Origin of the sequence: Lelliottia sp. AC1, assembly GCF_023278595.1 — a bacterium.
GTDB lineage: Bacteria > Pseudomonadota > Gammaproteobacteria > Enterobacterales > Enterobacteriaceae > Enterobacter > Enterobacter nimipressuralis.
The window spans coordinates 3,856,661-3,875,127 of record NZ_CP025699.1 but is presented as its reverse complement, the minus strand read 5'-3'; the positions used below and the strand labels follow the sequence as shown (position 1 = coordinate 3,875,127).

24 protein-coding genes are annotated in these 18,467 nt (G+C 53.5%); 13 read left to right on the top strand and 11 right to left on the bottom strand.

Annotated elements, in window-relative coordinates; translation table 11 throughout:
* Nucleotide 1: 1 nt before the first annotated feature.
* The 5 genes from lptA to C0560_RS18365 are packed head-to-tail and all read right to left on the bottom strand — an operon-like array spanning nt 2 to nt 3,655.
* Nucleotides 2-556, bottom strand: a complete 555-nt coding sequence (gene lptA / locus C0560_RS18385) for a lipopolysaccharide ABC transporter substrate-binding protein LptA (protein WP_100778728.1) — start codon at nt 554-556, stop codon at nt 2-4.
* A complete protein-coding gene (lptC, locus tag C0560_RS18380) occupies nt 525-1,100 on the bottom strand; it encodes an LPS export ABC transporter periplasmic protein LptC (RefSeq protein WP_100778729.1) in 576 nt (191 codons plus the stop codon). Before lptC ends, lptA begins: the two co-directional genes overlap by 32 nt.
* A complete protein-coding gene (gene kdsC / locus C0560_RS18375; RefSeq protein ID WP_248860308.1) occupies nt 1,097-1,663 on the bottom strand; it encodes a 3-deoxy-manno-octulosonate-8-phosphatase KdsC in 567 nt (188 codons plus the stop codon). The genes lptC and kdsC overlap by 4 nt, the downstream gene beginning before the upstream one ends.
* Before the next feature lie 14 nt (nt 1,664-1,677).
* A complete protein-coding gene (gene kdsD / locus C0560_RS18370; RefSeq protein WP_248859225.1) occupies nt 1,678-2,664 on the bottom strand; it encodes an arabinose-5-phosphate isomerase KdsD in 987 nt (328 codons plus the stop codon).
* A 13-nt stretch (nt 2,665-2,677) separates the two neighbouring features.
* Nucleotides 2,678-3,655, bottom strand: a complete 978-nt coding sequence (locus C0560_RS18365) for a calcium/sodium antiporter (protein ID WP_102105490.1) — start codon at nt 3,653-3,655, stop codon at nt 2,678-2,680.
* Nucleotides 3,656-3,882: 227 nt separating this feature from the next.
* Here C0560_RS18365 and mlaF point away from each other — a divergent pair, with 227 nt between their 5' ends.
* The 7 genes from mlaF to murA all read left to right on the top strand — a co-directional run bounded on the left by mlaF (nt 3,883) and on the right by murA (nt 8,675).
* Complete coding sequence (mlaF, locus tag C0560_RS18360) at nt 3,883-4,695, top strand: phospholipid ABC transporter ATP-binding protein MlaF (RefSeq protein WP_100778733.1); 813 nt, start codon at nt 3,883-3,885, stop codon at nt 4,693-4,695.
* A 7-nt stretch (nt 4,696-4,702) separates the two neighbouring features.
* Nucleotides 4,703-5,485, top strand: a complete 783-nt coding sequence (gene mlaE, locus C0560_RS18355; RefSeq protein ID WP_100778734.1) for a lipid asymmetry maintenance ABC transporter permease subunit MlaE — start codon at nt 4,703-4,705, stop codon at nt 5,483-5,485.
* 4 nt (nt 5,486-5,489) lie between these two features.
* A complete protein-coding gene (gene mlaD / locus C0560_RS18350) occupies nt 5,490-6,053 on the top strand; it encodes an outer membrane lipid asymmetry maintenance protein MlaD (RefSeq protein ID WP_100780811.1) in 564 nt (187 codons plus the stop codon).
* A gap of 3 nt (nt 6,054-6,056) precedes the next feature.
* Entirely contained in the window at nt 6,057-6,692 is a 636-nt protein-coding gene (gene mlaC / locus C0560_RS18345; RefSeq protein ID WP_100778735.1) for a phospholipid-binding protein MlaC, read from the top strand.
* Nucleotides 6,692-6,985 (top strand): lipid asymmetry maintenance protein MlaB, encoded by a 294-nt coding sequence (gene mlaB / locus C0560_RS18340; protein WP_100778736.1) that lies wholly within the window; start codon nt 6,692-6,694, stop codon nt 6,983-6,985. The genes mlaC and mlaB overlap by 1 nt, the downstream gene beginning before the upstream one ends.
* 125 nt (nt 6,986-7,110) lie before the next feature.
* Nucleotides 7,111-7,365, top strand: a complete 255-nt coding sequence (ibaG, locus tag C0560_RS18335) for a BolA family iron metabolism protein IbaG (protein WP_100778737.1) — start codon at nt 7,111-7,113, stop codon at nt 7,363-7,365.
* A gap of 50 nt (nt 7,366-7,415) precedes the next feature.
* Complete coding sequence (murA, locus tag C0560_RS18330; protein WP_100778738.1) at nt 7,416-8,675, top strand: UDP-N-acetylglucosamine 1-carboxyvinyltransferase; 1,260 nt, start codon at nt 7,416-7,418, stop codon at nt 8,673-8,675.
* 63 nt (nt 8,676-8,738) lie between these two features.
* Here the strand turns inward: murA and sfsB are convergent, their stop codons facing one another.
* Together sfsB and ispB are read right to left on the bottom strand one after the other, a co-directional pair.
* Nucleotides 8,739-9,026 carry a DNA-binding transcriptional regulator SfsB gene (gene sfsB, locus C0560_RS18325; protein ID WP_100778739.1) on the bottom strand — a complete coding sequence of 96 codons (288 nt, stop codon included), beginning with the start codon at nt 9,024-9,026 and terminating at the stop codon, nt 8,739-8,741.
* 226 nt (nt 9,027-9,252) lie between these two features.
* Nucleotides 9,253-10,224, bottom strand: a complete 972-nt coding sequence (gene ispB / locus C0560_RS18320) for an octaprenyl diphosphate synthase (RefSeq protein WP_102105489.1) — start codon at nt 10,222-10,224, stop codon at nt 9,253-9,255.
* Between the two features lie 257 nt (nt 10,225-10,481).
* On the opposite strand from ispB, the gene rplU reads away from it, so the two are divergent.
* From rplU to cgtA, 4 genes are all read left to right on the top strand, one after another.
* Nucleotides 10,482-10,793, top strand: a complete 312-nt coding sequence (gene rplU, locus C0560_RS18315; protein ID WP_095284390.1) for a 50S ribosomal protein L21 — start codon at nt 10,482-10,484, stop codon at nt 10,791-10,793.
* 19 nt (nt 10,794-10,812) lie between these two features.
* Entirely contained in the window at nt 10,813-11,070 is a 258-nt protein-coding gene (gene rpmA / locus C0560_RS18310) for a 50S ribosomal protein L27 (RefSeq protein ID WP_004385076.1), read from the top strand.
* A gap of 95 nt (nt 11,071-11,165) precedes the next feature.
* A complete protein-coding gene (locus C0560_RS18305) occupies nt 11,166-12,131 on the top strand; it encodes a DMT family transporter (protein ID WP_100778741.1) in 966 nt (321 codons plus the stop codon).
* A 15-nt stretch (nt 12,132-12,146) separates the two neighbouring features.
* On the top strand, nt 12,147-13,325 hold the full coding sequence (gene cgtA / locus C0560_RS18300) for an Obg family GTPase CgtA (RefSeq protein WP_100778742.1): 1,179 nt from the start codon (nt 12,147-12,149) through the stop codon (nt 13,323-13,325).
* A gap of 36 nt (nt 13,326-13,361) precedes the next feature.
* Here the strand turns inward: cgtA and pmrB are convergent, their stop codons facing one another.
* The 3 genes from pmrB to dacB are packed head-to-tail and all read right to left on the bottom strand — an operon-like array spanning nt 13,362 to nt 16,500.
* Complete coding sequence (pmrB, locus tag C0560_RS18295) at nt 13,362-14,405, bottom strand: two-component system sensor histidine kinase PmrB (RefSeq protein WP_181826915.1); 1,044 nt, start codon at nt 14,403-14,405, stop codon at nt 13,362-13,364.
* Entirely contained in the window at nt 14,402-15,064 is a 663-nt protein-coding gene (gene pmrA / locus C0560_RS18290; protein WP_248859224.1) for a two-component system response regulator PmrA, read from the bottom strand. Before pmrA ends, pmrB begins: the two co-directional genes overlap by 4 nt.
* A 2-nt stretch (nt 15,065-15,066) precedes the next feature.
* Complete coding sequence (dacB, locus tag C0560_RS18285) at nt 15,067-16,500, bottom strand: serine-type D-Ala-D-Ala carboxypeptidase (protein ID WP_100778745.1); 1,434 nt, start codon at nt 16,498-16,500, stop codon at nt 15,067-15,069.
* A gap of 246 nt (nt 16,501-16,746) precedes the next feature.
* Here dacB and greA point away from each other — a divergent pair, with 246 nt between their 5' ends.
* Nucleotides 16,747-17,223, top strand: a complete 477-nt coding sequence (gene greA, locus C0560_RS18280) for a transcription elongation factor GreA (protein WP_100778746.1) — start codon at nt 16,747-16,749, stop codon at nt 17,221-17,223.
* Nucleotides 17,224-17,374: 151 nt separating this feature from the next.
* On the opposite strand, the gene yhbY is transcribed toward greA, so the two are convergent.
* Nucleotides 17,375-17,668 (bottom strand): ribosome assembly RNA-binding protein YhbY, encoded by a 294-nt coding sequence (yhbY, locus tag C0560_RS18275; RefSeq protein ID WP_095283563.1) that lies wholly within the window; start codon nt 17,666-17,668, stop codon nt 17,375-17,377.
* A 126-nt stretch (nt 17,669-17,794) separates the two neighbouring features.
* On the opposite strand from yhbY, the gene rlmE reads away from it, so the two are divergent.
* The gene (gene rlmE / locus C0560_RS18270; RefSeq protein ID WP_100778747.1) at nt 17,795-18,421 is read left to right on the top strand and encodes a 23S rRNA (uridine(2552)-2'-O)-methyltransferase RlmE; all 627 of its coding nucleotides are present in this window, start codon (nt 17,795-17,797) and stop codon (nt 18,419-18,421) included.
* Nucleotides 18,422-18,467 lie beyond the last annotated feature (46 nt).

The following is an 18,467-nucleotide window of genomic DNA, read 5'->3' as shown; positions in this document are numbered from 1 at the left end:
ATTAGTTACTCTTTTTCTGTGCCGGGGCCTGGTCTTTGTTCTTGTCCTGCAGCTGAGACGGAACCAGAACGGTAGTGACGCGCTTACCTTTTTCGCTGAAAGCCTGCATTTTCTGCTCTTTCACCAGATAGGTGATCTTATCGCCGGTGATGTTGCTATCCAGCTGTTCCAGATAGGCATTGCCGGTCAGGATGACGAGATCTTTAGCCAGCTCGTAGTGCATATGAGAGGCGCGGCCTTTCACCGGCTTGCCGTTATCCTGCATCTGATAGAAGGTGGCCGGATTACCGTAGCCATCAATAATCTCTTTGCCCTGCTCGCCGCCCGGACGGGTGACAACCACTTTGTCGGCATTGATTTTGATCGTGCCCTGGGTCATGACGACGTTGCCGGTAAAGGTCACGACGTTACCCTGCATATCAAGCGACTGAGTGTCAGATTCGATATGGATAGGCTGCTCAGTGTCGCCCGTAACAGCAAGCGCGGGGAGACTGGCGGCCAGCAGCGCGCTGGCAATGATAAAGTTAAGGCTGAGTTTGTTTGTTTTGAATTTCATAGGAGGTTCTAACCTTTTCAATCAGCTCGGCGTTTTTGCTGCGTAAGTTCCCGCGCATTCTTAGACCGCTGGAATTAAATGTTGTGCCGTATAACGTCACCAGATCCTGAGACGTGACATCCTGGGTGACCAGGTTGATCTGGGCATTATCCGTAGTAATTTTGCGCAGTTGAGAATCTGGCGTCAGGGCGTTGACTTCAACATGACCATACAAATAAAGCATACGGTCATTCGTCAATTTTGCTCTGTCAGATTTAATCGACCACGTTGGAATTTTGTTGGTATCAAATGTGGTCATCACCGGCCGGGTGAACCACGAGATGCCATCATCGGAAAAATACTCTACATGCTGCGCAATCAGGCGATAGTTCAGGGCGCCTTCAGGGCTGTAAACCACGGTGTCGCTGTGGTCGCTTTTGTAGGTTGGATCATTGGTGCTGACCACTTCATCCGGCGTGTCGTCCTGGTCGGCGAGATTCACGCCAATCAGAACCAGTACGGCCAGTGAAAGCAGAATGATAACCCAACGTCTGGTTTTACTCATATCGATTGCCCTTTGGCCTCATCAAGCTTGCCCTGCGCCAGCAGTAACAAATCGCAGACTTCACGAACGGCGCCGCGACCGCCGTTGATCCGGGTGACATAGTCAGCGCGCGGGATCAGCAAAGGATGAGCATCCGCCACGGCGATGCTCAACCCGACTTCAGCCATGACCGGCCAGTCGATCAGATCGTCTCCAACGTAGGCGACGTTTTCAGGGGCGATGGCAAGCTTCGCCAGCAAATCCCGGAACGCGACCATTTTGTCGGATTGCCCCTGATACAAATGGGTAATGCCTAATGTTTCGCAGCGATCTTCTACCAGTTTAGCCTTACGCCCGGTGATGATAGCAACTTCGATGCCGGATGTGATCGCACAGCGAATTCCGTAGCCGTCGCGCACGTTGAATGCCTTCAGCTCTTCGCCGTTATTGCCCATAAAAATTAAGCCATCGGACAGTACACCATCCACATCCAGAATAAGCAGACGGATGTTTTCCGCCTTTGCCATCATCTGCGTAGTGACCGGGCCATAACAGGTTGCAAGGGATGCACCCGCATTACTCATTGTCTTATCCTTCATTACACTACGCCTGCGCGCAGAAGATCATGCATATGTACCACACCCAGCAGTTGGTCGCCATCGGCAACCATGGCTGAGGTAATATGACGGGATTGCATCAGGTTCAAAACTTCCACCGCCAGCGTACCAGGCCGGACCCGAATTCCGCCGGGGGTCATCACATCTGCAATGCCCAGCGTGCGCACGTCAACGCCCATATCAAAGACGCGACGCAAATCACCGTCGGTGAAGATGCCTTCGATCTTCATCAGGTCGTCGCAAATGACCGTCATACCGAGATTTTTACGGGTGATTTCCAGCAGCGCATCACGCAGCGAGGCATCTTTGCTGACGTGCGGGATTTCCGTGCCGGTGTGCATAATATCATTCACGCGCAGCAGAAGTTTACGTCCCAACGCACCGCCTGGGTGAGAGAGGGCAAAATCTTCGGGGGTAAAACCACGCGCTTCGAGCAGCGCCACGGCGAGGGCATCGCCCATCACCAGCGCCGCAGTGGTGCTGGACGTCGGCGCCAGGCCGAGCGGGCAGGCCTCTTGCGGGACTTTCACACACAGGTGAATATCCGCCGCACGCGCCATGCTGCTCTCCGGGCGACTGGTCATGCAAATGAGGGGAACGTGCAGACGCTTGAGCACCGGGATCAGCGCCAGGATTTCGTTGGATTCACCGGAGTTAGACAGCGCAATCACCACGTCCTGCGGCGTGACCATTCCGAGATCGCCATGGGCGGCTTCACCCGGATGGACGAAGAAGGACGACGTTCCGGTACTGGCGAAGGTCGCGGCCATCTTACGACCGATGTGACCGGATTTGCCCATCCCCATCACCACGACTTTACCGGTGCAGGCGGCAATTTGCTCACATGCCTGACTAAAGTCCTGATTTATGTATTGATCTAACTGCGCCAGACCTTCACGTTCAATCTCCAGAACTTTTTTGCCTGCTTTCTGAAAGTCAAAACCCGGCTGCAATTCTATTTGCGACATAATGCGTTTCCGTTTACCCAGAGAGAAGAGGCGACAGCCAGTACAGCATCGCCATCCATACGATAAAACCACCTGTCAGCAAGGCGCCCGCCCCTTTGCCTATTTGCTGCTTCCGCCGCCAGCAGAGCAGGGCGAAAATCACGCTGACGAACAGCATCACACCGTAATCGCGGGAGAAGGCCAGCGGGTTAAATGCCCCTGGCGCAATCAGTGCGGGTAAACCCATAACGATAGCGATGTTGAAGATATTCGAGCCAATGATATTGCCAATTGCAATATCACCTTCGCCTTTCCGTGCGCCCGCGATCGCCGTGGCCAGTTCTGGCAGGCTGGTACCGATCGCAATTACCGTCAGGCCAATCGTCAGTTCGCTAATCGCGAAGTAGTTGGCCAGTACCGTGGCGTTGTCGACGACCATGCGGGTGGCCATCGGCATAATAATCAGCGCCACGCCGAGCCACAGCAGGGCAACGGGCAGGGTGCCTTCACGCGGAAGTTCAGCCACCTGCTCACGCGTCAGGCTATCATTCCCCTGTTTTTCCGCCAGCCGGGCAATCTTAACGATATAGAGCAGCCAGATGATCGCCAGCGCCAGCAGTAAAATACCGTCGTCGAAGGTCAGTTGCCCATCATAAAGCACATAGCCTGCCAGCAGGCTGACAATTAACATTAGCGGCAATTCACGGCGCAGAACATCAGAATCCACGCGAAATGGATGCAGCAGTGCGGCAAGGCCCAGGATCAATAAAATATTAACGATATTTGAGCCAATCGCGGTACCAATGGCGAGATCGACCTGGCCATGGAGCGACGCGGAAACAGAGACAATAATTTCCGGAAGCGATGTGCCGACGCTCACCACCGTCATGCCGATAATCAGCGGCGGTATCCCAAAGAGTCTGCACAGGATGGATGCGGCGAAAACCAAACGGTCAGCACTGTAGACCACCAGAAGTAAACCAATTATTAACAGTGCCGTTGCTAAAAGCATCAAAAATCCTTTATTCAGGTATACTCGCCGGTCCACTGAGAATGAATCTCTGGCGCCGCATGCAGTCTGTAGACGTAACGAATTCCTAATTTTGACTTTATGCGCCGGAAAAGTAAAACAAATGCCAGCTTTCGCTAACCTGAGCGGATAATTATCTGCAAAAATGTCGGGTTTAAGGCTGAATTAAGCGCCATGCTTAACCTTGATGGGAAAGAAAGGAACGTTAAATGAGCCAAACGATGGCGAATTTAGTCGACGTCCGTGACGTCAGCTTCTCGCGCGCTAACCGATTGATATTCGAAAACATCACGCTGACGGTGCCGCGGGGTAAGATCACCGCGATCATGGGGCCATCCGGCATCGGCAAAACCACACTGCTGCGTCTGATTGGTGGGCAGATCCCACCGGACCGCGGTGAAATTCTTTTCGACGGTGAAAATGTTCCGCAGATGTCGCGCTCACGCCTGTATACCGTCCGTAAACGGATGAGCATGCTGTTTCAGTCTGGCGCGCTATTCACCGACATGAACGTCTTTGATAACGTCGCCTATCCGTTGCGCGAGCATACGCGTCTCTCCCCGGAACTGTTGAAAACGACGGTGATGATGAAGCTGGAAGCCGTGGGATTGCGCGGGGCGGCCAAACTGATGCCGTCGGAGCTGTCCGGCGGGATGGCGCGTCGTGCCGCACTGGCGCGTGCGATTGCGCTCGAACCCGATTTAATCATGTTCGATGAACCTTTCGTCGGCCAGGACCCGATTACCATGGGCGTGCTGGTCAAATTGATTTCAGAACTGAACAGCTCGCTGGGTGTCACATGCATTGTGGTATCACACGATGTGCCAGAGGTACTGAGCATCGCGGATTACGCCTATATTGTGGCGGATAAAAAGATCGTCGCCCACGGCGGTGCTCAGGCGCTGCAGAACAACAGTGACCCGCGCGTTCGCCAGTTCCTCGACGGGATAGCGGATGGTCCTGTGCCGTTCCGTTATCCGGCGGGTGACTATCATCACGATTTACTGGGAATAGGGAGTTAAGCCGCTGATGCTGTTAAATGCGTTGGCCGCCCTTGGACACCGTGGCATAAAAACCATCAGGACGTTCGGGCGTGCCGGGTTGATGTTGTTCAATGCGCTGGTGGGTAAGCCGGAATTCCGCAAACACTCCCCGTTGCTGATTCGTCAGCTCTATAATGTCGGCGTGCTGTCGATGCTGATTATCATCGTGTCGGGTCTGTTTATCGGCATGGTGCTGGGGCTGCAGGGCTATCTGGTGCTGACCACCTACAGTGCAGAAACCAGTCTCGGTATGCTGGTGGCGCTTTCGCTCTTGCGTGAGCTTGGCCCGGTGGTGGCGGCACTGTTATTCGCCGGCCGCGCCGGTTCTGCGTTAACCGCCGAAATTGGTCTGATGCGTGCGACGGAACAGCTCTCCAGTATGGAGATGATGGCGGTCGACCCGCTGCGCCGCGTGATCTCGCCGCGTTTCTGGGCGGGGGTGATCTCTCTGCCGCTGCTGACCATTCTGTTTGTCGCCGTCGGTATCTGGGGCGGTTCATTAGTTGGCGTGCAGTGGAAAGGGATTGATGCCGGTTTCTTCTGGTCTGCAATGCAGGATGCCGTCGATCTGCGCATGGACCTGGTGAACTGCCTGATTAAGAGCGCGGTATTCGCCGTGACTGTGACCTGGATTGCGTTGTTCAATGGATATGACGCGATACCAACTTCTGAGGGCATCAGTCGCGCGACAACGCGTACTGTGGTTCATTCGTCGCTGGCCGTTCTTGGCCTGGATTTTGTGCTCACCGCACTGATGTTTGGGAATTGAGTTCATGCAAACAAGAAAAAGTGAAATTTGGGTAGGTGTGTTTCTGCTGCTGGCGCTTCTGGCTGCGCTGTTTATCTGTCTCAGAGCGGCGGATATCACCTCCATTCGGACTGAACCCACTTATCGTCTCTATGCGACCTTCGATAATATTGGTGGTCTGAAGGCGCGTTCGCCGGTGCGTATCGGCGGTGTGGTGATTGGCCGCGTTTCAGACATCACGCTGGATGAAAAAACCTATCTGCCGCGCGTCGAAATGGATATCGAAGAGCGCTACAACCACATTCCGGACACCAGTTCGCTGTCTATCCGCACGTCCGGTCTGCTGGGCGAGCAATACCTGGCGCTGAACGTCGGCTTTGAAGATCCTGAGCTGGGAACGTCTATTCTTAAAGACGGCGGCGTGATTCAGGATACGAAGTCAGCCATGGTGCTTGAAGATATGATTGGTCAGTTCCTTTACAGCGGTAAAGGAGATGATAAGAAATCCGACGATACCTCTGCACAGAGTGAAGGCCAAACTGACGTCGCGCCGACCCCTGGCACGACGAATTCATCTCAGGAGAAGTAATTCATGATTAAACGACTGTTAATGGTTGCCATGCTGGTGATTGCCCCGTTGAGTGCAGCTGTTGCTGCGGATCAGAGCAACCCCTATAAACTGATGGATGAGGCGGCGCAGAAGACCTTTGATCGCCTGAAAAACGAGCAACCTAAAATTCGTGCAAACCCGGATTACCTGCGTGATGTGGTGGATCAGGAACTGCTGCCGTATGTGCAGGTGAAATATGCGGGTGCGCTGGTGCTGGGCCGTTATTACAAAGATGCGACTCCTGCGCAGCGCGATGCTTACTTTGCCGCTTTCCGTGAATACCTGAAACAGGCGTACGGCCAGGCGCTGGCGATGTACCACGGCCAGACCTATCAAATCGCTCCGGAACAACCGCTGGGTGACGCGACCATCGTACCGATTCGTGTGACCATTATCGATCCGAACGGCCGTCCTCCGGTGCGCCTGGATTTCCAGTGGCGTAAAAATTCCCAGACGGGCAACTGGCAGGCCTATGACATGATCGCCGAAGGGGTGAGCATGATCACGACCAAACAGAACGAGTGGAGCGATCTGCTGCGTACTAAAGGTATTGATGGCCTGACCGCACAGCTGAAATCGATCTCCAGCCAGAAAATTTCTCTGGACGAGAAAAAGTAATGACGCAGCCATTTAGCTGGTCGCGTGAAGGCGACAAACTCGCGCTGTCCGGTGAACTTGACCAGGATTTGCTCAACCCCCTGTGGGATGTGCGTCGTGACGTCATGCAGGGCGTTAAGCTTATCGATTTAACCCACGTTACCCGCGTGGATACGGCAGGCGTTGCGCTGCTGGTCCATCTGGTGGCTGAAGGTAAAAAGCTGGGCCAGGCGGTCACGTTAAGCGGGGTCAGCGAAAAGGTGCTGACGCTGGTGCAGCTCTATAATCTGCCCGAAGACGTTTTACCTCGTTAATATTTTCAGTGCGTTACTTCTGAAAGCCTCGACTGTTTCATCGTCGGGGCTTTTTGCCTGTTTAAGCCTGCGTCACTTTGCTCTAAGATGTTGGGCTTGTTTCACTACCCGATGATTTAGAACCCATGGAAAATCATGAAATCCAGACAGTGCTGATGAACGCACTCTCCCTTCAGGAAGTCCACGTCACTGGCGATGGCAGTCACTTTCAGGTTATTGCTGTGGGTGAGATTTTCGACGGCATGAGCCGTGTGAAAAAACAGCAGGCTGTCTACGCGCCGCTGATGGAATACATTGCAGATAATCGCATTCACGCTCTGTCGATCAAAGCGTACACCCCGCAAGAGTGGGAACGCGATCGCAAGCTAAACGGTTTTTGAGCTGAGGGTGTCTAGCCCGCAGCACGGTTGAATTCATAAGAGAGCACATCATGGACAAATTTCGTGTACAGGGACCTACGCGTCTCCAGGGCGAAGTCACAATTTCCGGCGCGAAAAACGCTGCGCTGCCGATCCTCTTCGCTGCACTGCTTGCGGAAGAGCCGGTAGAAATCCAGAACGTACCGAAACTGAAAGATATCGACACCACCATGAAGTTGCTCACTCAGCTGGGCACCAAAGTGGAGCGCAATGGTTCCGTGTGGATCGATGCCAGCAACGTCAATAACTTCTCCGCACCGTACGACCTGGTAAAAACCATGCGCGCATCCATCTGGGCGCTTGGCCCGCTGGTGGCACGTTTTGGTCAGGGCCAGGTTTCTCTGCCGGGCGGCTGTGCTATCGGTGCGCGTCCGGTCGACCTGCACATCTTTGGTCTGGAAAAACTGGGCGCAGAGATCAAGCTGGAAGAAGGTTACGTGAAAGCGTCCGTCAATGGCCGTCTGAAAGGCGCGCACATTGTTATGGATAAAGTGAGCGTTGGCGCGACCGTCACCATCATGTCTGCGGCGACGCTGGCTGAAGGGACCACGGTTATCGAAAACGCCGCGCGTGAGCCGGAAATCGTGGATACCGCGAACTTCCTCGTGGCGCTGGGTGCGAAGATCACCGGGCAGGGTACCGATCGCATTACCATCGAAGGCGTTGAGCGCCTGGGCGGCGGTGTGTACCGTGTTCTGCCAGACCGTATCGAAACCGGTACTTTCCTGGTTGCTGCTGCCATTTCTGGCGGCAAAATCATCTGCCGCAACGCGCAGCCGGACACGCTGGATGCGGTTCTGGCAAAACTGCGTGACGCAGGTGCGGATATCGAAATCGGGGAAGACTGGATCAGCCTGGATATGCACGGCAACCGTCCAAAAGCGGTGAACGTGCGTACGGCACCACACCCGGCTTTCCCGACGGATATGCAGGCGCAATTCACGCTGCTGAACCTGGTGGCGGAAGGGACTGGCTTCATCACTGAAACCATTTTCGAAAACCGCTTCATGCACGTACCGGAACTGATCCGTATGGGTGCACACGCAGAAATCGAGAGCAATACAGTTATCTGCCACGGTGTAGCAACGCTTTCTGGTGCGCAGGTAATGGCAACGGATTTACGTGCCTCTGCGAGCCTGGTGCTGGCGGGTTGTATTGCGGAAGGGACGACGATTGTGGATCGTATCTATCATATCGATCGCGGCTACGAGCGTATTGAAGACAAACTGCGCGCGCTGGGTGCAAATATCGAGCGTGTGAAGGGCGAGTAATCGTTCGCGCAGCCCCCTGCCAATATTGACCGGGGGGTTGCTGTTCCTGTCTGAGTCAAAGCGTCAGTTCTGGCGCTCTTTTCCCTCTGTCTTCTTGCGCATCATGCGTGTTCTGTCGATAAATTCGTGGGTAATGGGATCGTGATAGCGCGAGGGCCAGATAATCCAGGGCTGCGTTTCCAGCGCACTGGCAATGATCAACTCTCCCTTGGGCCACGGACGGGTTAACGCGTTAGCCAGCGTAGAAGAACTTAATCCACTTCGTCGCGATTCGGCGGCCAGCGATGTCCCTTTTTTGCGCAATGCGGCAATAATGTCGGCCGAATGCCAGTCGATAAATTTCTTATCCATATCCTGTCCTCTGGTTCAAATACGTCCACGTCATTTCGGCTGAACTGACATGGCGATTATACCTTCTTCGAACGGTCGTTCTAAAAAGTTCGAATAACAGGATGCAACATTCAGAATATAACAAGGGTTTATACACACGGCATGTAAGCCGAATGTGTAACGGAAGATGGGGTGTTTTGAGAACTTATTGAAACTCCCCGCGAATGCCGCGGGGAGAAAAAGGAACTTAACGATCGCGCTGAACGGCGATGTGTGCCAGCCCGATTAGCGCATCTCGCCATGGGCTGTCTGGGATAACCTGAATAGCGGCAATGGCTTTGTCGGCTTCTTCTTCTGCACGCTGACGCGTCCAGTCCAGCGATCCACAGATCGCCATTGTTTCCAGGACGGGTTCCAGAAGATGTCTGCCGTTTCCTTGCTCAATCGCTTCGCGGATAAGCTTAGCCTGCTCTGGGGTGCCGTTACGCATTGCGTGCAGCAGCGGTAGGGTCGGTTTACCTTCGTTCAAGTCGTCTCCGACGTTTTTGCCCAGCGTTTCGCCATCGGCGCTGTAGTCGAGCAGATCGTCAATCAGCTGGAACGCGGTGCCCAGGTAGCGGCCATAATCCTGCAGACCCCGCTCCTGCGCCTCGGTGCAGCCCGCAAGAATACCGGAGCACTGAGCCGCAGCTTCAAACAGGCGCGCAGTTTTACTGTAGATGACGCGCATGTAGTTTTCTTCAGTGATGTCCGGGTCGTTGACGTTCATCAGCTGCAGCACCTCGCCTTCAGCGATGACGTTCACGGCTTCAGACATCACCTCCAGCACTTTGAGCGAGCCGAGACGCGTCATCATCTGGAAGGCGCGGGTATAGATAAAATCGCCGACCAGAACGCTGGCGGCGTTGCCAAAGGCGGCGTTCGCAGTGGCTTTACCGCGACGCATATCGGATTCATCTACCACGTCATCATGCAACAGCGTGGCTGTGTGGATAAACTCAATCAGGGCCGCGATATTGACGTGATCATTTCCCTGATAGCCAATGGCTCTCGCGGCCAGGATGGCGATCATCGGGCGGATACGTTTACCGCCGCCACTGACAATGTAATAACCCAACTGATTGATGAGTTGAACATCAGAGTTGAGTTGCTCCAGGATTGCTGCATTCACACCCGCCATATCTTGCGCGGTTAACTCGTTGATTTTTTCTAAATTCATCGCAAAAGCCGGGCTTCTTATTCTGTTTAGCGCATGACTACTGGGCTAATGAAGGTTTCGGTTTATCAATAGTATTGCTGATTGTACTGAAAAAACGGCTCAGATAAACGTTAGCGTACGCGTTGTGTTTTTTTTCTTCATGTATTGATGGTAGCACTTGTCAAAGGCTCGCGTTTTGCGTAATATTCGCGCCCTATTGTGAATATTTATAGCGCACTCTGAATCACACGAGGATGTGCGCGGAAGCGGAGTTCTATATGTACGCGGTTTTCCAAAGTGGTGGTAAACAACACCGAGTAAGCGAAGGTCAGACCATTCGCCTGGAAAAGCTGGACATCGCAACTGGCGAAGCTGTTGAGTTCGCTGAAGTTCTGATGATCGCAAACGGTGAAGAAGTCAAAATCGGCGTTCCTTTCGTTGATGGCGGCGTGATTAAAGCTGAAGTTGTTGCTCATGGTCGTGGCGAGAAAGTTAAAATCGTTAAGTTTCGTCGTCGTAAACACTACCGTAAGCAGCAGGGCCACCGTCAGTGGTTCACTGATGTGAAAATTACTGGCATCAGCGCCTAAGACCTGAGGAGAGATTTAAATGGCACATAAAAAGGCTGGCGGCTCAACTCGTAACGGTCGCGACTCAGAAGCTAAACGTCTTGGCGTTAAGCGTTTCGGTGGCGAATCTGTTCTGGCGGGTAGCATCATCGTTCGTCAACGTGGTACCAAATTCCACGCTGGCAACAACGTAGGTTGCGGTCGTGACCACACTCTGTTTGCTAAAGCAGACGGTAAAGTGAAATTTGAAGTTAAAGGCCCGAACAACCGTAAATACATCAGCATCGTTGCTGAGTAAGTTTTTCGTGGTCCGGTAACGGATTAAAGCCCCGCAACGTGTTGCGGGGCTTTTTACATTGAAAACCCGGAAAATTTTCTGCAGGGAAAACCGGCATGAAACAGCAGGCTGGCATCGGCATTCTTCTGGCACTCACTACAGCGGTGTGCTGGGGGGCGTTGCCAATTGCAATGAAGCAGGTCCTGGAAGTGATGGAACCGCCGACAGTGGTGTTTTATCGCTTTCTGATGGCCAGTATCGGCCTTGGCGCGATTCTGGCGATAAAAGGCAAACTGCCGCCGCTGCGGATTTTCCGTAAACCACGCTGGCTGGTGCTGCTGGCTATTGCGACGGGTGGTCTGTTCGGTAACTTCATTCTGTTCAGCTCTTCCTTGCAGTATTTAAGTCCCACCGCGTCTCAGGTGATTGGTCAGCTTTCACCGGTTGGCATGATGGTGGCCAGCGTCTTTATCCTCAAGGAAAAGATGCGTGGCACACAGATCATCGGGGCAATCATGTTGCTGTGTGGTCTGGTGATGTTCTTTAACACCAGCCTGATTGAGATCTTTACCCGACTGACAGATTACACCTGGGGTGTGATTTTTGGCGTCGGGGCAGCAACGGTCTGGGTGAGCTACGGCGTCGCGCAAAAGGTGTTATTGCGCAGACTTGCCTCACAGCAGATCCTCTTTTTGCTGTACACTTTGTGTACGATAGCACTACTGCCGTTGGCGAAACCGGGTGTGATTACTCAGTTAAGCGACTGGCAACTGGCGTGCCTCATTTTTTGTGGGCTTAACACGCTGGTCGGTTATGGCGCGCTGGCCGAAGCGATGGCGCGCTGGCAGGCAGCACAAGTGAGTGCCCTGATTACACTCACGCCGCTGTTTACGCTGTTATTTTCAGATTTGTTATCAATGGCCTGGCCCGATTTCTTCGTCAAACCGATGTTAAACCTGTTGGGTTATCTCGGTGCGTTTGTCGTGGTTGCGGGCGCGATGTATTCCGCCATTGGTCATCGTCTTTGGGGACGTTGGCGCAAAAGTGAAGCGGTTGTAGTTGTCCCCCGCTCAGGCGAATGATTTACGGAGAGTAAGATGAAGTTTGTTGATGAAGCAACGATCCTGGTTGTTGCAGGTGATGGCGGTAATGGTTGCGTTAGCTTCCGCCGTGAAAAATACATTCCTCGTGGCGGCCCTGACGGTGGCGACGGTGGAGATGGTGGTGACGTGTGGTTAGAGGCGGATGAAAACCTCAACACGCTGATCGACTACCGCTTTGAAAAATCTTTCCGCGCGGAGCGTGGGCAGAATGGTCAGAGCCGCGACTGTACCGGTAAACGCGGCAAAGACGTCACTATTAAAGTGCCTGTCGGTACGCGTGTTATCGATCAGGGTACGGGCGAAACCATGGGTGACATGACCAAACACGGTCAGCGTCTGATGGTGGCAAAAGGTGGCTGGCACGGTCTGGGTAACAGCCGTTTCAAATCCTCTGTGAACCGTACTCCGCGTCAAAAAACGATGGGTACGCCGGGCGATAAACGCGATCTGCAGCTGGAACTGATGCTGCTGGCGGATGTGGGTATGCTGGGCATGCCAAACGCCGGTAAATCGACGTTCATTCGTGCGGTCTCTGCGGCGAAACCAAAAGTGGCGGATTATCCGTTTACGACGCTGGTACCAAGCCTCGGCGTTGTCCGAATGGATAACGAAAAGAGCTTTGTAGTCGCCGATATCCCTGGTCTGATTGCGGGTGCGGCTGAAGGCGCAGGCCTCGGTATTCGCTTCCTGAAACACCTTGAGCGTTGTCGTGTTCTGTTGCACCTCATCGATATCGATCCGATCGACGGTTCTGATCCGGTTGAGAATGCGCGCATCATCATCGGTGAGCTGGAAAAATACAGCGATAAGCTGGCCGCTAAACCGCGCTGGCTGGTCTTTAACAAGATCGACCTGATGGACAAAGCCGAAGCAGAAGCGAAAGCGAAAGCCATCGCTGAAGCAATGGGTTGGGAAGACAAATACTACCTGATCTCTGCGGCAAGCCAGATGGGCGTGAAAGATCTTTGCTGGGATGTGATGACGTTTATCATCGAAAACCCAGTTGCTCAGGCAGAAGAAGTGAAAGGGCCTGAGAAAGTTGAGTTTATGTGGGATGACTATCATCGCCAGCAGCTCGAAGAACAAGAAGTTGACGTCGAAGATGACGAAGACTGGGATGATGACTGGGACGAAGACGACGAAGAAGGTGTCGAATTCATCTACAAGCACTGATCCGCTAAGAAGCCCCCTCTCGAAGGGGGCTTTTTTTTAGCTCAGCGTGGAGGGCAGCCAGCAACTGGCGATTAACCCGCCCTCAGGCGCATTCTCCAGCGTCAGATTGCCACGGTGCAGCTGCACGATACGCTGGACAATACTCAGCCCCAGCCCACTGCCACCAAAACGTTGGTCGAGACGACGGAACGGCTCGGTAATCGAGTGGCGATGCGCCTCGTCGATGCCTGGCCCCTGATCGATAACGCTGACCTGGGTGCCCTCGTCGTGCTCCGTTAGCGTGACGGTGATAGTCGTACCCGCCGGGCTATAGCGCGCCGCATTCTCCAGCAGATTGCGCAGCATCAATCTCAGAAGTACCGGATCGCCCTGAACGGTCAGTGGACTTTGAACCGGCCAGATGACGTTGTGCTCTTTCGCCTCATGCTCTAACGCCAGCGGCGCGATAATATGCTCACTCCAGTTGACCGTATCATAATGGCCGCTGGCCATTGCCTGCCCCGCTCGCGCCAGCATTAACAGCTGTTCGACGGTGTGCATCAGCTGATCGATGCGATGAATCAGCGTCGCAGCCTGTGGTGAGCCTGACTGAGACATGAGTTCCAGATGAAGCCGGATGCCAGCGAGCGGCGTACGCAGCTCATGGGCCGCGTCAGCCGTGAATAAGCGCTCCTGCTTGATGGTGTGGTCCAGACGCGCAAGCAGCTGATTCAGCGATGTAGTCACCGCTCCAATCTCTTCCATATCGGAAAAAAGAGGCAGGGGAGTGAGATTATCCGCCGAGCGGTTGGCGAGACTGACGCGCAGTTTGTTTAGCGGGCGCGTAATCCAGGTGATGGCCCAGAAGGAGAAGAGCAGGGTAAAACCGACCATGACCAGCGAAGGCACCAGCAGCGAGGCTATGGCTTCGCGAATCTCCTTCTCGACATGTTGGTTACGCGATTTTGCCGACAGGGTTTCACTCACCAGAAAGCCAATTTGCTCGCGGCTTTCGTGCCACAGCCAAATCACACTAATCAACTGGAAAAATAACAGAATGACCGCCAGCAAAACCATCAATCGCCGACGCATGCTGTTCATTTTTGACTCACCAGGCGATAGCCCACGCCGCGAACGGTTTTGATGCGGTCTTTACCGAGCTTGCGCCGCAGATTGTGAATATGGACCTCAAGGGTGTTTGATCCCGGATCGTCCTGCCAGGAATAGATATCCTGCTGGAGAGTTTCGCGGTGCACCGTTTGTCCGGTGCGCATAATCAGCCGCGTGAGCAGAGCGAACTCTTTCGGAGTGACTTCGACCGCCTGCGAATGACGCATCACCTGCTGGGTTTGCAAATTCAGCGTCAGATCGCCATCCGTCACCAGATTGTCACTGTGCCCCTGATAGCGGCGAATCAGCGCCCGAACGCGAGCCTGTAGCTCGGCCAGGGCAAAGGGTTTCACCAGATAATCATCGGCGCCGGAGTCGAGGCCATTGATTCGGTCTGCGAGGGCATCGCGCGCTGTCAGGATCAGCACCGGATTATCAACGCCGCGGCGACGCCACTGGCTCAGCAACGTGGCGCCATCTTTATCGGGCAGCCCTAAATCCAGGATCACCAGGCTGTACTCGCCGCTTTGAATCAGCGAGTCAGCTTCTGCCGCAGTGGCAGCACAATCAAGCGCATATCCTTCGTTGGCCAGCGCCAGCGCCAGACCTTCCTGTAATAACAGGTCGTCTTCAACAATGAGTAATTTCATCGCTAGTTATTCTGGTAGATGTCCTTGTAAAGCCTGCTTTCGAAACGCACCAGAGGGATACGGCGATTACGCTGGTCGCTCGGTTCGACGGCATAGCCGGAAAGATACTGCACAAACGCCATGCGTTGCCCGCTGGCCGTGGTAATAAAGCCTGCCAGGTTATACACCCCTTGCAATGAACCCGTTTTGGCGGAGACTTTTCCGTCTACGCCAGCAGCGTGCAGACCCGCACGGTACTGCAGAGAGCCATCGTAACCCGCGAGAGGGAGCATCGAGATAAAGTTTAGCTCAGTGTCGTGCTGCGCAATGTACTGAAGAACCTGCATCATTGTTGCAGGTGAGATCAAATTATGGCGCGAAAGGCCGGAGCCATCGACCGCAATAGTGTTACCAAGATCGATCCCCGCCTGCTGGCGCAAGATCTGGCGAACGGCATCGGAACCTGCCCGCCATGTACCGGGAACGCCGAATCGGGCATGGCCGATCATGCGGAACACCGTATCGGCGATCATGTTGTCGGACTTTTTCAGCATAATCTTAAGCAGATCGTGCAGCGGCGCGGACTGTTTGCTGGCAATTACCGTACCGGGTTCATTGGACTGCGTCTGGCGCAGCAGCGTCCCGGAATAGCTGATATTGGCCTGTTTCAGCTCGTCTTTCAGAATGGCACCGGCGTAGCTGGCACCATCCTGAATGGCGAACGCTAGCGGCAGCGGGTCGGCACGCTGCGTCAGGCATCCGGTCAGGGTAAAGCGGTTCAGATCGCCGGGTACCACATCCAGCTCGCAATACTGTGCATCAGGCGAGCCTTTCGCCAGCGTTCGTACCTGGCTGAACATGGTGACAGGGTAGTAGGACGCCACGCGAATAAAGGCTAAATCATTGGCCTTAGGCGCGCTGTACAGCGAGACGGAGAAGCAGTTACGGTCGACGATTGCCGCAGACGGCGGGGCGCTAAAGCACTGGGTCATGTCGTTCCACGGCCAGCCGGGGGCTTTATCGTGGCTGGCAAAAATGGAGGTATCGATCAGCACATTGCCGTCGATTTTCTGCACCCCGGACTTTTTCAGCACCGCGACCATATTGCGGATATCCTGACGCTTAAAAGTCGGATCGCCGCCAAAACGGGCGATTAAATCGCCTTTCAGGACGCCGTCATCCACGCTGCCTTTGCTTTCCAGCGTGGTGGTGAAGCGGAAATCGGGCCCCAACTGCAAGAGCGCAGCCAGAGCTGTAATCACTTTCTGTGTACTGGCGGGAAGTGCCATTTGCTGGCTGTGATAGTCAATCTCCGGCGCCTGGGCACCCACTTTTTGCACCATCAGCGCAAGGTTAGCGCCAGCTGGGAGTTGATTAATATACTCATCCACATTCGCTGCCTGGACAGTGAACGCCACACTGGTAGTCAATCCGATGATAAATCTGGAAAATCGCATAATCTCGCGCTAACAACCCGTAAACAAACCGTCATACTACGGTGCAACGCCCTGTAAAGTAAACGATGACCCATAGTGAACTTCGCGGTAAAATGCGCATCAAATTGAAAAATTGCTGCTGACCTGGAACTTTGCTTCCGGGCAGTTTTCTTTTGCTCCCGACCTGTGACACGCTTTGACGCCTGCGAGGCCGGAAGTCGGAGTGAGTGAGTCGCTCCCAACAGGAATGTTTAAGAGGTATAACAAATGCAAGCTATTCCGATGACCTTACGTGGTGCCGAAAAACTGCGCGAAGAACTGGATTTTCTGAAATCTGTTCGCCGTCCTGAAATCATCGCCGCAATCGCGGATGCGCGTGAGCATGGCGACCTGAAAGAGAACGCGGAGTATCACGCCGCGCGCGAACAGCAAGGCTTCTGCGAAGGCCGTATCAAAGATATTGAAGCGAAACTGTCGAATGCACAGGTGATCGATATCAGCAAAATCCCGAACAATGGCCGCGTGATTTTTGGTTCTACCGTGACGGTGCTGAACCTGGACAATGACGAAGAGCAGGCTTACCGCATTGTGGGCGATGACGAGGCGGACTTTAAACAGAACCTCATCTCCGTTAACTCGCCGATTGCCCGTGGTCTGATTGGCAAAGAGCAGGACGATGTGGTGGTGATCCGCACGCCGGGCGGCGAAGTGGAATACGAAATTATCAAGGTCGAGTACCTGTAATTCGCATCTCACCGTAGTTGTTGATACATTGTAAAGAAAGGAAAAAGGCCGCATAGCGGCCTTTTATCAACTCACGGAGCATGGCATTTTGCTCACCTGCTATTGGAAATCCCTCGTTTTACACTGAAAAAGTGTTCGATTCAGGATATTCTTAGCGTGGCAGCGAGATTTTACGCTCTTTAGACGGGCGGTAGAGCACCAGCGTTTTACCGATAACCTGTACATTACAGGCACCGGTATTGCGCACGATAGCTTCCACGATCAGGGTTTTCGTGTCTCTGTCTTCAGAGGCAATTTTCACCTTAATCAGCTCGTGGTGCTCCAGCGCTTGTTCGATCTCGGCAAGCACCCCTTCGGTCAAACCATTGTTGCCAAGCATGACTACAGGCTTGAGTGGATGTGCCAGACCTTTAAGGTGCTGTTTTTGTTTAGTACTCAGATTCATCGTATATTTTTGCTTACGTTGGGATTGAAAACGGTTCATTCTACCGCCATCTCCCTTATATCGCCAAATAGCTGCGTAGAAATTTACGTCAAAGGCAGGTTACGATGAACCAGGACGGAAAGTTAAATGACAGGTAAAAAGCGTTCTGCCAGCTCCAGCCGCTGGCTCCAGGAACACTTTAGCGATAAATATGTTCTTCAGGCACAGAAAAAGGGGTTACGTTCCCGTGCCTGGTTTAAACTTGATGAAATACAGCAAAGTGACAAACTCTTTAAACCGGGAATGACGATTGTTGACCTCGGTGCGGCACCTGGCGGATGGTCACAGTATGCTGTGACACAAATTGGTGGCCAGGGGCGAATCATCGCATGCGATCTTTTACCAATGGATCCGATTGTCGGTGTTGACTTCCTTCAGGGCGATTTTCGTGATGAATTAGTCCTGAAAGCATTACTCGAACGTGTAGGTGACAGTAAAGTTCAGGTTGTCATGTCTGATATGGCGCCAAATATGTGCGGAACACCAGCGGTGGATATTCCCCGTTCCATGTATCTGGTTGAACTTGCGTTAGAAATGTGTCGTGATGTTCTAGCGCCTGGTGGTAGTTTTGTAGTGAAGGTGTTCCAGGGCGAAGGTTTCGAGGAGTATCTTAAGGAAATTCGCTCCCTGTTTGCGAAGGTGAAAGTTCGTAAGCCGGACTCTTCCCGTGCTCGTTCACGTGAAGTGTATATTGTAGCGACCGGGCGGAAATGATAACCGGCTGACTTCGGACGAACGTTCGAAAGACACTGGATAGAGA